Source organism: Amycolatopsis sp. PSD-21, assembly GCF_055561455.1.
In genome coordinates, this window is sequence record NZ_CM145712.1 from 8,993,115 (window position 1) to 9,006,136 (window position 13,022).

The window sequence follows — 13,022 nt, forward strand, 5'->3', positions numbered from 1 at the left end:
GCTAGCCGCCGAGCCCGGGGAAGCCGCCGAGGTCCGGCATCCCGCCGCCGAGGCCGCCGGCGAGCGGGCCGAGCTTCTGCTCGGTCAGCTTCTGCGCGTTGGCCGAAGCGTCCCGCACGGCCGCGACGACCAGGTCGGACAGGGTCTCGACGTCGTCGGGGTCGACCACCTTCGGGTCGATGGACAGCGATTTGAGCTGGCTGTCGCCGGACACGGTCGCGGTGACCAGGCCGCCGCCGGAAGTACCGGTCACCTCCGTGTTGGCCAGCTCTTCCTGGGCCTCGACCAGCTTCTGCTGCATCTGCTGGGCCTGTTGCATGATCTGCGACAGGTCGAAGCCGCCACCGGGTTGCACCATGATCCGATCGGTCCTCTCCTGGAAAATCCCGTGCCGCCTCCCAGCCTAGCCGTCACGTGTGTGGCACCGTGGGCGCCGTGCGACGACGGCTTGGCCTGGTGGTGGCGATCGGATTGACGCTGTTCACGGCGTGCGGGGTGGACACCCCAGCGTCATCGCCGTCGAGTCCGGCTCCCCCCGGCACCACGACGGTCTTCACCACCCTTCCGCAGCCGAGCACCACCACGAGCACGCCGCCGTCGAGCGCGCCGCCGTCTCCGAGCACGCCGCCGCCGAAGACGGGCAAGGTCGTCGTGCTCGATCCCGGTCACAACGGCGGGAACGCGGGCAAGCCGGGCGAGATCAACAGGCAGGTCCCGGCGGGGCGCGGCAAGACGAAACCGTGCAACACCACCGGAACGTCGACGAATTCCGGCTATTCCGAGCACGCGTTCACCTGGGATGTCTCGCAGCGGATCTCGCAGGCGTTGGTGGCCAAGGGAATCCGCGTCATCCTCACCCGGCAGAACGACACCGGGGTCGGGCCTTGCGTCAACGAGCGCGCCGCGATCGGGAACGACGCCCAGGCGGACGCGGTCGTGTCGATCCACGCGGACGGCTCGAATTCCGCCGGGGCGCACGGTTTCCACGTCGCCTACTCGGCCCCGCCGCTGAACGCCCAGCAGGGTGAGCCTTCGGTGAAACTCGCGACGGCGTTGCGGGACGGTCTCCGCGCGGGCGGCTTCCCGACGTCGACGTACCTCGGGTCGGACGGGCTCGCCCCGCGCGCCGACCTCGGCGGGCTCAACCTCTCGACGCGGCCCGCGGCGCTCGTCGAATGCGGGAACATGCGCAACGCCGCCGAAGCCGCGGCGATGGCGAGCGAAGAAGGACGTCAGAAGTACGCCGCCGTCATCGCGAAGGCCATCGAGGACTATCTCGCGAGGCTGTGAGGCGCGGACGCGACATCTCCCCTTGCCGCGTCCGCGCGTTCCCCTCCCCGCATGGTGCCTACCAAGCGTCACCGACGGACCCGCGCGGGGACACACCTTTTCGTCCCAGCGAAAACACGCCGTCTCACGCGCCGGTGTCTCCGCAGGTCGGAGACGGTTTTCCGTCCCACCCTCCCGGATTGGGCCGAATGGCTTGTCCCGGCCCGCCCGGCACGTTTGAGTTACCGGCGGAGAAGGAAATGCCGTCTTGAGGGGGACGAGGCATGACTTTGCGCATGATCTTCGATCGAAAGGACCTCCAGGGGATCCGGATAGCCGAAGCGCCCGACCCGCTATGGGAGCTGGTCTTGGGTTCGCATCAGCTGCGGGAGGACCGCCCGTCGGCCTGGCGGCAGCAGGTCCGGCTGAATGTGCGCCGGCACGAAGGAGCGGCGCGAGCGCTGAAGACGCTGTTCACCCTGGTTCCGCCGAAGGGGAACTTTCCCGACTTCCTGACTCCGCCCACCACGGCGGGTTCCTTCGAAAGCGGGCTCGAGGCGGTGGCGTGCACGCCTCGCGGGCGGTTGCGCGCCGACCTCCGGACCGTGTTCACCGGCGCCGCGCCACCCTGGGTGAAACGGCTCGCCGACGGCGATCGCGAAGAGGTCGGCGGAGTCGTCGGCGCACTGCGGGACGCGTACGGACTGGTCATCGAGCCGTTCTGGCACAGCATGCGCGAGACCGTCGCCGCCGACCGGGCCCGCCGGGTCCGCACGCTCGCCACCGAGGGCGCGGGCGCGATGATGCGCGGTATCCCCGGCGTCCGCGGCTGGGACGGCGAAGTGCTGGAGATCGCGTACCCGCGGGAGCGGACCGTCCATCTCGACGGCCGGGGGCTGACCTTGATCCCGAGCCGGTTCTGCGCGAACACCCCGGTCACGTTCATCGATCCGGCGCTGCCGCCGGTGCTGCTCTACCCGGCAAGGGCGGCAGGCGCCCACCCGGCGGCCGTGTCACCCGAACTGGTGGCGCTCCTCGGCAGGACCCGCGCCGAAAGCCTCGGCGCGCTGCGTGTCCCGCGCACGACCAGCAAGCTGGCCTCCTGTCTCGGCACCTCGATCGGCACGGCGAGCAAACAGGCCGCCGTGCTGCGCGAAGCGGGCCTCGTCGCCAGCGACCGGCAGGGCAGCGCCATCCTGCACCACCTCACCCGGCTCGGCACGGCACTGCTCACCGGGGACTCCGTTCCCTGACGCCGCGTTCCGTCCTCCAGAGGACTACTTGCGTTCGTCGAGGGGACGCGCGTTGAGATGGTCCGCGAGCAGCTTCCGGGCGATCTCTTCCGGATCCTCCTCGGGCGGGAGCGGCGGAGGCGGCGGCGCGGGGCTCGCGTCCTCGTTGTAGAGGTCCTCGTCCTCCTCGACCGGCTCGGGCGGGAGCGGGATGTCCGGCTCGGAGGTCGTCACCTTCGGCCGCTGGGGCTCCGGCTTCGGCGCGGGAGGCGCCGGAGGGGCGCTGGGCGCTTCGGCGGACCGGCGGGTGAAGGATCGCTCGGGCGCGGGTGGCGGCGGCGCGGCCTTCGGAGCGGCCGCCTGCCGGGCCTGCGCGGCGCCGTGGACGCACCGCACCTGCCAGTCGCCGCCGAAGACCTCCTTGAACGCGGTCGCGACACGTTCCGCGTTGTGCGGCTCGGAAAGCCGTCGAGCCAGCGGCTCGGCGCTGTGCGTGAGCGTGACGGCGCTGCCCTCGACGCTCACCACGCTCGCCTGCGTGAGCATCGCTTCGGTGCTGCGGCCGCCCGGGACCTTGCGGATCGCGGCCAGCACCTGAGGCCAGCGGCCACGGATCCCGTCCACGTCGGATGCGGGCGCTGCGCCACCCGAAGCCGCGGCGGGAGCGGGAGCAGCCGGAGCAGGCGGACGTTGCGGAGCGGGCCGCTCGGCGACCGGCTCGGGCCGTGCGGCGGGCTGGGGAGCCGGTGCGGCCTGCTGCGCCGGAGGCGCCTGCTGGGCGGGCGCCGCGGCCCGTTGCGACGGCCGCTGGAACTCCCGCACGGGCTCGCCCGCCGGAGCGACCGGAGCGGACTGCGCCACCGGAGCGGCTTGAGCGGACGGCGCCGGAGCGGCGGCGACGGGCGCCGGACCCGAAGCGGCACGGCGTTCGAGCCGTTCGAGCCGGGCGAGCAGCGCGTCGGTGCCCTCGGCGACCGACGGCAGCAGCATCCGGGCCGTCAGCAGTTCCAGCACCAGCCGCGGCGAGGTCGCGCCCCGCATCTCCAGGAGTCCATTGTGGACGATGTCGGCATAGCGCGAGAGCGTGGCGGGCTCCAGTTTGCCCGCCTGCTCCTTCATCTTCTTGAGTTCGTCGTCCGGCGCGGAGACCAGGCCGCGCTCACCCGCGTCCGGCACCGAACGCAGCATCACCAGGTCTCGCAGGCGGTCGAGCAGGTCGGTGGCGAACCGGCGCGGGTCGTGCCCGGCCTCGGCGAGCCGCTCGACGGTGCCGAACACGCCGGCGGCGTCGTCCGCGGCCAGCGCGTCGACCATGCCGTCGATGAGCGCGACGTCGGTGACACCCAGCAGCGACACGGCGCGCGAGTAGTCGACGCCGTCCGGCCCGGCCCCCGCCAGCAGCTGGTCCAGCACCGACTGCGTGTCCCGCGCGGAGCCCCCGCCCGCGCGGATGACCAGCGGATACACCGCGGGCTCGACCTTCGCGCCCTCGGCGGCGACGTTGCGTTCCAGCAGCTCGCGCATGGAACTGGGCGGGATCAGGCGGAAGGGGTAGTGGTGCGTCCGCGACCGGATGGTGGGGAGCACCTTGTCCGGTTCGGTGGTCGCGAAGATGAAGATCAGATGCTCCGGCGGCTCTTCCACGATCTTCAGCAGGGCGTTGAAGCCCTGCGTGGTGACCATGTGCGCCTCGTCGATGATGAAGACGCGGTAGCGCGAGTCCGCAGGGGCGTAGAAGGCCCTGTCCCGCAGCTCGCGGGCGTCGTCGACACCACCGTGGCTGGCGGCGTCGAGCTCGGTGACGTCGACGCTGCCGGGGCCTTCGGGCGCGAGGTTGCGGCACGAGTTGCACTCGCCGCACGGATCCGGCGTCGGGCCCTTCGCGCAGTTCAGCGACCGCGCCATGATGCGGGCGCTGGACGTCTTGCCGCAGCCGCGCGGGCCGGAGAAGAGGTAGGCGTGGTTGATGCGACCGGCGGCCAGCGCCGTGCGCAGCGGATCGGTCACATGCTCCTGCCCGACGACCTCGGCGAAGGTAGCCGGACGGTACTTTCGGTATAGAGCTAGAGCCACGCGGCGAGACTACCGGGAGGGCCCGACAGGTGAGACCGGCACCGACCCCCGGCAGGTATCCGGTGCGCTTCGGCACCGCCGAACTGCTCCAGGACGCCGACCGCCCCAACGCCTGGCTGATCTCGGTCGACGGCGTCGCCCAGTCGCATGTCAACCTCGACGATCCCGAGGATCTCGAATTCGACTACATCCGCCGCATCGCCGACGTCGTCGACTGTCTCGGCGAAGGCCCGCTCGACGCGCTTCACGTCGGCGGGGCGGCCTGCACCCTCCCGCGCTACATCGCCGCGGCACGGCCGCGCTCGCGGCAGCTGGTCTTCGACGCCGACGGCGAACTCGTGGCGCTCGTCCGGGAGCAACTGGGCCTGAAAGGGTTGAAGGTCCGCGTCGGGGACGGCCGCGAAGGTGTCTCCGGCAGGTACGACGCTTCGGCCGACCTGGTCATCGTGGACGCTTTCGAACGTGGAGTGCTCGCCGGCGGGCTCGCGACCGTCGAATTCACGAGCGAGGTCGCGCGGGTCCTCCGCCCGGCCGGGGCCTACGTCGCCAACGTCTCCGACGGGCCGAACCTGCCGTTCCTCCGCCGGTTCCTGGCGACACTGGCGACTTCGTTCCCCCACCTGGCGATCCTGGCCGAGCCGGGCGTCCTCCGGGGCCGCCGCTTCGGGAACATCGTGGTCGCCGCTTCCCGCGTCGAACTCCCGGTGACCGAGATGACCCGCCGGGCGGCTTCCTCGGCGTACCCGGCGCGCTGCGTCGCGGGAGAAGACCTGCGGCAGCTCCAGGGCAAGGCGCGCCCCATCGCCGACGCGGAAGCCCTGCCGTCGCCTGTGCCGCCGAAAGATGTCTTCGGGATCTTCTAGCCCCAAAAAAGGGGATCCCGCGCACCCGTCAGAGCTTGCTTATCCTTGCTGCCTTCCGGCCCTGGGGAGGTTCACAAGATGGACGCCGCGCGGGATCCGGGGACCAGTGTAGTCACTCCCGTCCCGGCATGGAGGACAGTGGGGGGTATGAACACTCCGACCTGGGCAGATGTCCGCAAGGCCGCCGAGGCCGTCCACCCGTTCGTGCGACACACGCCGCTGCTGCGCGCCGAGGTCGACGGGCGGCCGCTGGTCCTCAAACTGGAGCATCTGCAGCGGAGCGGATCGTTCAAACTGCGGGGCGCGGTGAACGCGCTGGTGAGTGGTCCGTTGCCGGAGCGGGTGCTGACGGCGTCGGGCGGCAACCACGGGCTGGGCGTGGCGACGGCGGCTTCGCTGCTGGGTCTGCCCGCGACGGTGTACGTGCCGGAGTCGGCTCCGCTGGCGAAGACGGCACGGATCGAAGCGGCCGGCGCCAAGCTGATCCGCCACGGAGCGACGTACGCGGAGGCGGCCGCGAAGGCGCTCGAAGCCGCTTCTGAGCCGGGTACGCGGTATCTGCACGCGTACGACGACCCCGCCGTCGTCGCCGGTCAGGGCACCGTGGCGGCCGAAGTGGTCCAGGACGCGCCGGACGTCGACGCGTTCCTGGTCGCGGTCGGCGGTGGCGGGTTGGTCGCCGGGACGTCGCTGTCCGGGGTGCCCACGTTCGCCGTCGAGCCGGAGCGGTGCCGCGCGCTCGGCGCGGCGTTGGAGGCGGGCGAGCCGGTGGACGTGGAGATCGACTCGGTGGCCGCGTCCGCGCTGGGCGCGACCAGGATCGGGCGCGTCCCGTTCGCCGTGCTCCGCGATCGCGTGACGTCCGTGCTGGTCAGCGACGCGGAACTACTCGCCGCGCGCGACCGGCTCTGGGACGAGTTCCGCCTCGCGGTCGAGCCGGCGGCCGCGGTCCCGTTCGCCGCATGGCTCGCCGGGCGGACCGAGGGCGAGCTTCCCTGCGTCGTCCTGTGCGGCGCTAACAGTGACTGGACGCCCTGAGCACGACCCGGAATTCCGTCCGCCCGGGACGGCTCGTGACCCCGACCTGCCCGCCGTGCGCGGCGACGACCGCCGCGACGATGGCCAGCCCCAGTCCGGTGCTGCCGGCGGCCCGCGATCGCGAGTCGTCACCGCGGGCGAAACGTTCGAAGACATCAGGAAGGATCTCCGGCGGGATCCCCGGCCCACCGTCGACAATGGACAGTGTCACCGTCGAGTCCACTATGGACAAAGAGGTGGTGACCTCGGTCCCCGCCGGGGTGTGCGTGCGCGCGTTGCCGAGGAGGTTGATCACCACCTGGTGCAGCTGATCCGCGTCGCCGAGGACGGTGATCGGCTCCGGCGGGACCTCCAGGAGCCATTTGTGCTCCGGCCCGGCGACATGCGCGTCGGCGACCGCGTCCGCGACCAGCCGGGAGAGATCGACCGGCTGGTGCACCACCGGACGTCCGGAGTCGAGCCTGGCGAGCAGCAGCAGATCCTCGACCAGGCCGGTCATCCTCGTCGATTCCGATTCGACCCGGCCCATCGCGAACGCGATGTCCGGCGGCACCTCGGAGCCGGAGCGCCGGGTGAGCTCCGCGTAGCCACGGATGGCCGCGAGCGGCGTCCGGAGTTCATGGCTGGCGTCCGCGACGAAGCGGCGCACCCGGCTTTCGCTTGCCTGGCGGGCGGAAAGCGCGTTCGAGATGTGGCCGAGCATGCGGTTGAGCGCGAACCCGACCTTCCCCACCTCGGTCCGCGGATCGGTGTCCACTTCGGACACTCGCTCGGACAGGGCGACCTCGCCGCGGTCGAGCGGGAGTTCGGCGACCCTGGTCGCGGTGGCGGCCAGGCGGTCGAGGGGTTTCATGGTGCGCCGCACGGTCACCGCGCCGAGCGCGCCGGCCAGCAGGATGCCGACGACGGCGACCCCGCCGAAGATGAAACCGAGGTTCCACAGGGTGTCCGTGACGTCCTTTGTGGGCAGTCCGGTGATCGCGATACCGCCGTTGGCCGCCTGTTTGGCGATCACGCGGTACTCCCCGAGCGACCCGAGGTCGACGTCGGTGGGCCGGTCGCTCGGCGTCGACCGCAGCAGGGCGGAGAGCTGGGCCGGGCCGAGCGGGTCGTGGGGGAACGGGTCCGCGACCTTCGCGTCGTAACTGGACCGCAGCACCGCCGCGACCACCCGGCCGTCCGGGAGGATGTTCACGAACAGCGAACCGGTGCTCTGGCCGTACGCGCGCAGGCCTTCGGGCACCCGTTCCCCGCCGGGACGGCCCGGTGGCGGCGGACGGCTGGCGCGTTCGCTGGTCTCGGCGACCCGCGCGTCGAGCTGGTCGATCAGGAAGTCACGCAGCGCCAGTTCGGTCACCACGCCCACCACCAGGCAGACGAGCGCGAGCAGCCCCGCGACCTGCGCGATCAGCCGCCGTCGCAGGGACCACGGCCGCCTACCCCGCGGGTTTGAGGACATACCCGGCGCCGCGCATCGTGTGGATCATCGGCTCCCTGTCGGCGTCGATCTTCTTGCGGAGATAGGAAATGTACAGCTCGACGATGTTGGCCTGGCCGCCGAAGTCGTAGCTCCACACGCGGTCGAGGATCTGTGCCTTGGACAGCACGCGTTTGGGATTGCGCATGAGATAACGCAGCAGTTCGAACTCGGTCGCGGTGAGCGGCACCAGATCGCCGCCGCGGTGCACTTCGCGGCTGTCCTCGTCCAGGGTCAGGTCACCGACGACCAGCATCGATCCGCTCGGCCCGGCGACACCGCCCGCGCGCCGCAGCAGCGCGCGCAGCCGCAACGCGACCTCCTCCAGGCTGAACGGTTTGGTGACGTAGTCGTCGCCGCCCGCGGTGAGCCCGGCGATCCGGTCCTCCACCGCGTCCTTCGCGGTCAGGAACAGCACCGGCAGGTTCGGCACCTCGGAACGCAGGCGGCGCAAGACCTCCAGGCCGCTCATATCCGGCAGCATGACGTCCAGCACCACCGCGTCCGGCCGGAATTCCCGCGCGACGCGGACGGCCTCGGTGCCGTCCGCGGCGGTGCGGATGTCCCAGCCCTCCATGCGCAGCGCCATCGACACGAGTTCGGACAGGGTCGCCTCGTCGTCGACGACCAGCACCCGCACGGGGCTGCCGTCGGCACGGCGCAGGCCGGCCTTCGCGGAACCGGACGAAGGGACGTTCACACTGGTCATGGTGCCATCGTGGGCGGCGGCGATGAGGCTTCTCTGTGTGCCGCCTGTGCGTTTCCTGTGAACGATCACCCTGCCGGGGAGGAATCACAGCGCGTGCCCACCGGTGGCACAGCTCCCGCACAGCGACGGCGCCGAGCATGGCCGCAACCGAGTACACGGAGGCGACCTGATGACCGAACCGACCCAACCCGCCGAATGGGGCGCGCCCGCCCCGGAAGGCGAGCCCAAGAAGACCTGGTCGGGCCGCAAGACCGCGATCGCGGCCGGGGCGGCGGTGGTGATCGCCGCCGGTGGCGGGGCCGCGATCTGGGCCGGGACCGCCGCCAACGGCGCCGAGCAGGGCGGGATGATGGGCGGCCCCGGCGGCGGCCGGGTGCTCATCGGCCCCGACGGGGGTATGCCGCGCGACACGCTGCACGGCGACTTCGTCGTGTCCGACGGCAACGGCGGCTACCGCACCGAGCGGACGCAGACCGGGGAGATCACCGAGATCAGCGCGACGTCCGTCAGCCTGACCAGCAAGGACGGCTACAAGCAGGTCTACACGATCGACGCGTCGACGAAGAAGACCGGTGAACCCAAGACCGGCGAGACGGTGACGGTGAACGCCAAGGTCACCGGGAGCACCGCGACGGCGACGACTATCGCCAAACCCGGGCAGAACCAGCGCGGAGGGCCGCCCGGACAGGGCCAGGACGGCCAGCGGCGCTACTGAGCCAAGACGGCGAGCAACGCGGCGGCCGTTTCGGCGGGTTCCTGTCCGGAGGTGTCGAGGACGACGCGATCGCCGGAACGGCGCATCCGGGCCGCCTCGGCGATCGCGCGCGCGGCCACCCGGTCCCGTACGCCGGGTGGCGCGCCGCGGAGTTCGTCGCCCGCCAGCAACGCGGACTCGCCCTCGGCCCGGCGCCGGACCCGTTCGGTGAGCGACGGGTCGTCCGCGTCGAGGTGGACGACGGTGACCGCGTCGAAGACCCGCCGGTGCTCCGGGCGGAATTCCCGGGCCACGACGATCAGGTGCTTCGCGCCCGCGTCGCGATAGCCGCGCCAGACGGCCGACAGGAGTGCGGCTTCCAGCGCCGGATCCGGGCCGGGGTGCGCGAACCCGAGCTGCGCGAGATCGACGTACGCGACGGGCAGGTCGCGCTCCCACAGGTCCCGGAGCGCGGCGAACGCGGCCGTCGACTTGCCGACCGCCGTCGGACCGGTCACCACGGTCACCGGTCCGGGCAGCGGCTGCCCGGGCTCCGGCGGCCGGACGCTTCCGTTGTCCACGACGCAGCGATGGAACAGCGCCTCCACGGTCTCGTCGGGGTGCTGGCCGGTCGTGTCCATCTCCTCGCCGAAACCGCCGCGGTCGTAGGCGTCCGCCACGGCGAAGAGGTCCGGCAAGGCCGCGGCGGGTGAGCCACGGCCGAGGAACCGGCTCCGGAGTTCGTCGCGATCACACGTCAGGCGGACGAGCGTGAGATCGAAGCCGCGGCCCTCGATGTACGGCTTCGCCGGGTCCACCACCCCGGACACGACGAGCTGCGCGGCGCCCCGCGCCCGCAGGATTTCCAGCACGCGCAGCAGATTGGCCGCCTTGATCGCGTGCGCGGCGTCCCCGCCGCCGGGCGGCGGCCCGATCAGCCCGAGCTGGTCGATGTCGACGTACGCGACGTTGCCGCCCGCCTCCACGATCCGGCGGTACAAACCCCAGGCCGTGGTGGATTTCCCGGCGCCTGGCGCTCCGGTCGTCCAGAGCACGGGCGTCTTCGCGGTCCCCATGGCTTTCGATCTTAGGAACCCCTGTCCAGCGAAATAGGGCAGAGTTGAGCGCGTGCGGGACATCAGTGGTTCGCTGGCGAGGCAGGCCTGGGCGGTCGCGGCCGTCTGCCTGGTCGCCGACGCCGGGCTGTTCCTCATCGCGGGCCCGCCGCTCTCGCTCGGCTGGACGGCGTGGGTGGTGCTGCTGGGCGGAATCCTGGCGAACGTCGCGCTCGCCGGGCCTTCGCGGTATTCCGGCTGGGTTTCGGCCGCGCACGGCGCGCTGCTCACCGCCGCGCCGCTCCTGCTGTACCCGTACGACCATTACCTGCAGGCCACCAACGCGGGCGTGCTGATCGCCGGATACCGCGCGGGTGCCTGGCTTTCGGCCAAACCCGCACTGGCGGCACTGGCGGCGATGCTCGCCGGGCTCTTCGCCTGCAACATCATCCCGGTCGACCGGGCCGACCGGGACTGGCGGCTGCTGCTCATCGACGTCGGCGTGAGCGGGCTGCTCCCGTGGATGGTCGGCCGGTACACGACCGCGCGGCGCGCGTACATCGCCGACCTCCAGCGAGCGGAGGAACAACGGCAGCAGCACGAAGCCGAAGCGGTCCGCCGGGCCGTCGCCGAAGAACGCACGACGATCGCCCGCGACCTGCACGACGTGATCTCCCACCACGTCAGCGCGATCGGCGTGCACGCGGGCGCCGCGCGGCTCGGGCTGCCGGACGGCGAACCGGCCGTACGGCGATCGCTCTCGGCGGTCGAATCGTCGAGCCGGGCCGCGATGGCCGATCTGCGGCGTCTGCTGGATCTGTTGCACGGCAAGGAGAACGGCGACGCGCAGCGGCAACCGGGGCTGGACAACCTCGACGAGCTGCTCGACAACCTCCGCACCGCCGGGCTGCCCGCGCGGCTGACGAGCCACGGCGGGCCGCGGGAACTCCCCGGTTCGGTGGACATCGCGTTGTACCGCATCGCGCAGGAGGCGCTGACGAACGCGCTCCGGCACGGCTCCGGCGGGATCGTCGAGATCGATCTCGCCTACCGGCAGACGGAGGTGGTCATCACGATCACGAACGAGATCGGCCGCGCGAACACCTCGGCCGAATCGACCAAACGCGGCCTCGCCGGCATCCGGCAACGGGTCGCGCTGTTCGGCGGGCACGCGGAATGCGGACCGCTCGACGACGGCCGGAACTGGCGGGTCCGCGTCGGTTTTCCTTTGGAGGCACAGTGATCCGGGTTCTACTCGCCGACGACCACGCGATGTTCCGGTCCGGGATGCGCGCGGTACTGGACACCCAGGCGGACTTCGAATGCGTCGGCGAGGCCGCGGACGGACGCGACGCCGTCGCACAAGCGGCCTCGCTGCGCCCGGACGTCGCCGTGCTCGACGTCCGGATGCCCAAATTGGACGGTCTGGCCGCGACCGAGGCGATCATGTCCGCGCCCGGGAACGACACCCGCGTCCTCGTGCTGACGACCTACGACTCGGACGAGTACGTCTACCGCGCGCTTCGGGCTGGCGCGAGCGGGTTCCTGCTGAAGAGCCTCGCCCCGGAAGAGCTCGTCTCCGCCATGCGGGTGGCCGCGCGCGGCGACGCGCTGATCGATCCGACGGTGACCCGGCGGCTGGTGTCGACCTTCGCCACCAGCATCGAACCCGCGGCCGCCGAACCGGCGGAACTGGAACGGCTCACTTCCCGCGAACGCGAAGTCCTCCTGCTCGTCGCCGACGCCTCCAGCAACGCGGAGATCGCCGCGCATCTGCACGTGGGCGAGGAGACTGTGAAGACCCACGTGTCCCGGATCCTGGCGAAGCTCGGGCTGCGGGACAGGGTGCACGCCGTCGTCTACGCCTACCGGAACGGTCTCGTCGGCGGACGGTGATCGGTTCGCCGGACGGGGCTCCCCGTGCCAGAATCGCCGCAGGGCACGTCGAGGCGGGGAGCTGTGGATGAAACGCTGGGTCACGCTCACGGTCGGGTTGGTCTTCCTGCTGGTCGGCGGCGTCTGGGTACTCCAGGGCGCCGGGGTGCTGACCGGCAGCTTCATGACCGGGCAGAAACTGTGGTTCCTGATCGGGCTGGTCGCGTTCCTGATCGGGGTGGTGCTGGTGGCCGCCACCGCCCGCCGACCGCGACGGGCACCCACTGACGACTGACCCCTCTCCCCTCCTCTCCTCCTCTCCGCTCCCCTCCTCTCCGCTCCCCTCCTCTCCGCTCCCCTCCTCCTCTCCTTACCGCTTCCGGCTTCCGGACTCCTCCGGCCGCCGCCCCCGCCGCCGACGCGTGCCCAGCCGACCGACCCTCGTGCCTGGATGGCCGACACCCGTGTTCAGATGGACGACACGCGTGACTGGACGGACGACACGCGTGTTCAGCGGGACGACACCCTTGCTCGGCCGACCACAGTTGCGTCGTCCTCCTGAACACACGAGTTACGCCCCCAATCACGCGACTTCCGCCTCCGATCACGCGAGTTACGCCCTCAATCACCCGAGTTACGGCTCCGATCACGCGAGTTCGCCCTCCAGTCACGCGAGCCGTCCGTCTGATCACGCGTGTCGTCCGTCTGATCACGCGTGTCGGCCATCCAGTCACGCG

General features: G+C 71.5%; 13 protein-coding genes and 1 other RNA gene. 8 read left to right on the plus strand and 6 right to left on the minus strand.

The features are described 5' to 3' along the window. Position 1 precedes the first annotated feature (1 nt). Complete coding sequence (locus ACZ1DY_RS42365) at positions 2-358, minus strand: YbaB/EbfC family nucleoid-associated protein (protein ID WP_007035126.1); 357 nt, start codon at positions 356-358, stop codon at positions 2-4. Positions 359-426: 68 nt separating this feature from the next. On the opposite strand from ACZ1DY_RS42365, the gene ACZ1DY_RS42370 reads away from it, so the two are divergent. Continuing rightward, positions 427-1,290, plus strand: coding sequence for an N-acetylmuramoyl-L-alanine amidase (locus ACZ1DY_RS42370; RefSeq protein WP_465483050.1), 864 nt, complete (start codon positions 427-429; stop codon positions 1,288-1,290). A 275-nt stretch (positions 1,291-1,565) separates the two neighbouring features. Beyond that, on the plus strand, positions 1,566-2,522 hold the full coding sequence (locus ACZ1DY_RS42375; protein WP_465483051.1) for an ArsR/SmtB family transcription factor: 957 nt from the start codon (positions 1,566-1,568) through the stop codon (positions 2,520-2,522). A 24-nt stretch (positions 2,523-2,546) separates the two neighbouring features. Here ACZ1DY_RS42375 and ACZ1DY_RS42380 read toward each other — a convergent pair whose 3' ends face one another. Continuing rightward, a complete protein-coding gene (locus ACZ1DY_RS42380) occupies positions 2,547-4,574 on the minus strand; it encodes a DNA polymerase III subunit gamma and tau (RefSeq protein ID WP_465483052.1) in 2,028 nt (675 codons plus the stop codon). Between the two features lie 29 nt (positions 4,575-4,603). Between ACZ1DY_RS42380 and ACZ1DY_RS42385 the strand changes: the two genes are divergently transcribed. Continuing rightward, the gene (locus tag ACZ1DY_RS42385; RefSeq protein ID WP_126737243.1) at positions 4,604-5,437 is read left to right on the plus strand and encodes a spermidine synthase; all 834 of its coding nucleotides are present in this window, start codon (positions 4,604-4,606) and stop codon (positions 5,435-5,437) included. A 6-nt stretch (positions 5,438-5,443) separates the two neighbouring features. Here ACZ1DY_RS42385 and ffs read toward each other — a convergent pair. Continuing rightward, positions 5,444-5,538, minus strand: an RNA gene (ffs, locus tag ACZ1DY_RS42390) — signal recognition particle sRNA small type. A gap of 46 nt (positions 5,539-5,584) precedes the next feature. Here ffs and ACZ1DY_RS42395 point away from each other — a divergent pair. Then, on the plus strand, positions 5,585-6,475 hold the full coding sequence (locus ACZ1DY_RS42395) for a serine/threonine dehydratase (RefSeq protein ID WP_465483053.1): 891 nt from the start codon (positions 5,585-5,587) through the stop codon (positions 6,473-6,475). On the opposite strand, the gene ACZ1DY_RS42400 is transcribed toward ACZ1DY_RS42395, so the two are convergent. Together ACZ1DY_RS42400 and ACZ1DY_RS42405 are read right to left on the minus strand one after the other, a co-directional pair. Continuing rightward, positions 6,453-7,934: a sensor histidine kinase gene (locus ACZ1DY_RS42400; RefSeq protein ID WP_465483054.1), complete on the minus strand. Its 1,482-nt coding sequence runs from the start codon at positions 7,932-7,934 to the stop codon at positions 6,453-6,455. The genes ACZ1DY_RS42395 and ACZ1DY_RS42400 overlap by 23 nt on opposite strands. Next, positions 7,912-8,661 carry a response regulator transcription factor gene (locus ACZ1DY_RS42405; protein ID WP_125679704.1) on the minus strand — a complete coding sequence of 250 codons (750 nt, stop codon included), beginning with the start codon at positions 8,659-8,661 and terminating at the stop codon, positions 7,912-7,914. Before ACZ1DY_RS42405 ends, ACZ1DY_RS42400 begins: the two co-directional genes overlap by 23 nt. Before the next feature lie 169 nt (positions 8,662-8,830). Here ACZ1DY_RS42405 and ACZ1DY_RS42410 point away from each other — a divergent pair, with 169 nt between their 5' ends. Then, positions 8,831-9,376, plus strand: coding sequence for a hypothetical protein (locus tag ACZ1DY_RS42410; protein ID WP_126737246.1), 546 nt, complete (start codon positions 8,831-8,833; stop codon positions 9,374-9,376). On the opposite strand, the gene ACZ1DY_RS42415 is transcribed toward ACZ1DY_RS42410, so the two are convergent. Then, on the minus strand, positions 9,370-10,431 hold the full coding sequence (locus tag ACZ1DY_RS42415; protein ID WP_465483055.1) for an AAA family ATPase: 1,062 nt from the start codon (positions 10,429-10,431) through the stop codon (positions 9,370-9,372). The genes ACZ1DY_RS42410 and ACZ1DY_RS42415 overlap by 7 nt on opposite strands. 52 nt (positions 10,432-10,483) lie before the next feature. Between ACZ1DY_RS42415 and ACZ1DY_RS42420 the strand changes: the two genes are divergently transcribed. The 3 genes from ACZ1DY_RS42420 to ACZ1DY_RS42430 all read left to right on the plus strand — a co-directional run bounded on the left by ACZ1DY_RS42420 (position 10,484) and on the right by ACZ1DY_RS42430 (position 12,580). Then, on the plus strand, positions 10,484-11,653 hold the full coding sequence (locus tag ACZ1DY_RS42420) for a sensor histidine kinase (protein ID WP_465483056.1): 1,170 nt from the start codon (positions 10,484-10,486) through the stop codon (positions 11,651-11,653). Next, positions 11,650-12,306 (plus strand): response regulator, encoded by a 657-nt coding sequence (locus tag ACZ1DY_RS42425; RefSeq protein WP_126737249.1) that lies wholly within the window; start codon positions 11,650-11,652, stop codon positions 12,304-12,306. The genes ACZ1DY_RS42420 and ACZ1DY_RS42425 overlap by 4 nt, the downstream gene beginning before the upstream one ends. A 67-nt stretch (positions 12,307-12,373) precedes the next feature. Beyond that, the gene (locus tag ACZ1DY_RS42430; RefSeq protein ID WP_126737250.1) at positions 12,374-12,580 is read left to right on the plus strand and encodes a hypothetical protein; all 207 of its coding nucleotides are present in this window, start codon (positions 12,374-12,376) and stop codon (positions 12,578-12,580) included. The last annotated feature ends 442 nt before the right edge of the window (positions 12,581-13,022 follow it).

Coding starts and splice junctions, on each gene's coding strand:
- ACZ1DY_RS42365 (WP_007035126.1), bottom strand. CDS start 358: ATGGTGCAACCCGGTGGCGGCTTCGACCTGTCGCAGATCATGCAACAG.
- ACZ1DY_RS42375 (WP_465483051.1), top strand. CDS start 1,566: ATGATCTTCGATCGAAAGGACCTCCAGGGGATCCGGATAGCCGAAGCG.
- ACZ1DY_RS42395 (WP_465483053.1), top strand. CDS start 5,585: ATGAACACTCCGACCTGGGCAGATGTCCGCAAGGCCGCCGAGGCCGTC.
- ACZ1DY_RS42400 (WP_465483054.1), bottom strand. CDS start 7,934: ATGTCCTCAAACCCGCGGGGTAGGCGGCCGTGGTCCCTGCGACGGCGG.
- ACZ1DY_RS42405 (WP_125679704.1), bottom strand. CDS start 8,661: ATGACCAGTGTGAACGTCCCTTCGTCCGGTTCCGCGAAGGCCGGCCTG.
- ACZ1DY_RS42410 (WP_126737246.1), top strand. CDS start 8,831: ATGACCGAACCGACCCAACCCGCCGAATGGGGCGCGCCCGCCCCGGAA.
- ACZ1DY_RS42415 (WP_465483055.1), bottom strand. CDS start 10,431: ATGGGGACCGCGAAGACGCCCGTGCTCTGGACGACCGGAGCGCCAGGC.
- ACZ1DY_RS42430 (WP_126737250.1), top strand. CDS start 12,374: ATGAAACGCTGGGTCACGCTCACGGTCGGGTTGGTCTTCCTGCTGGTC.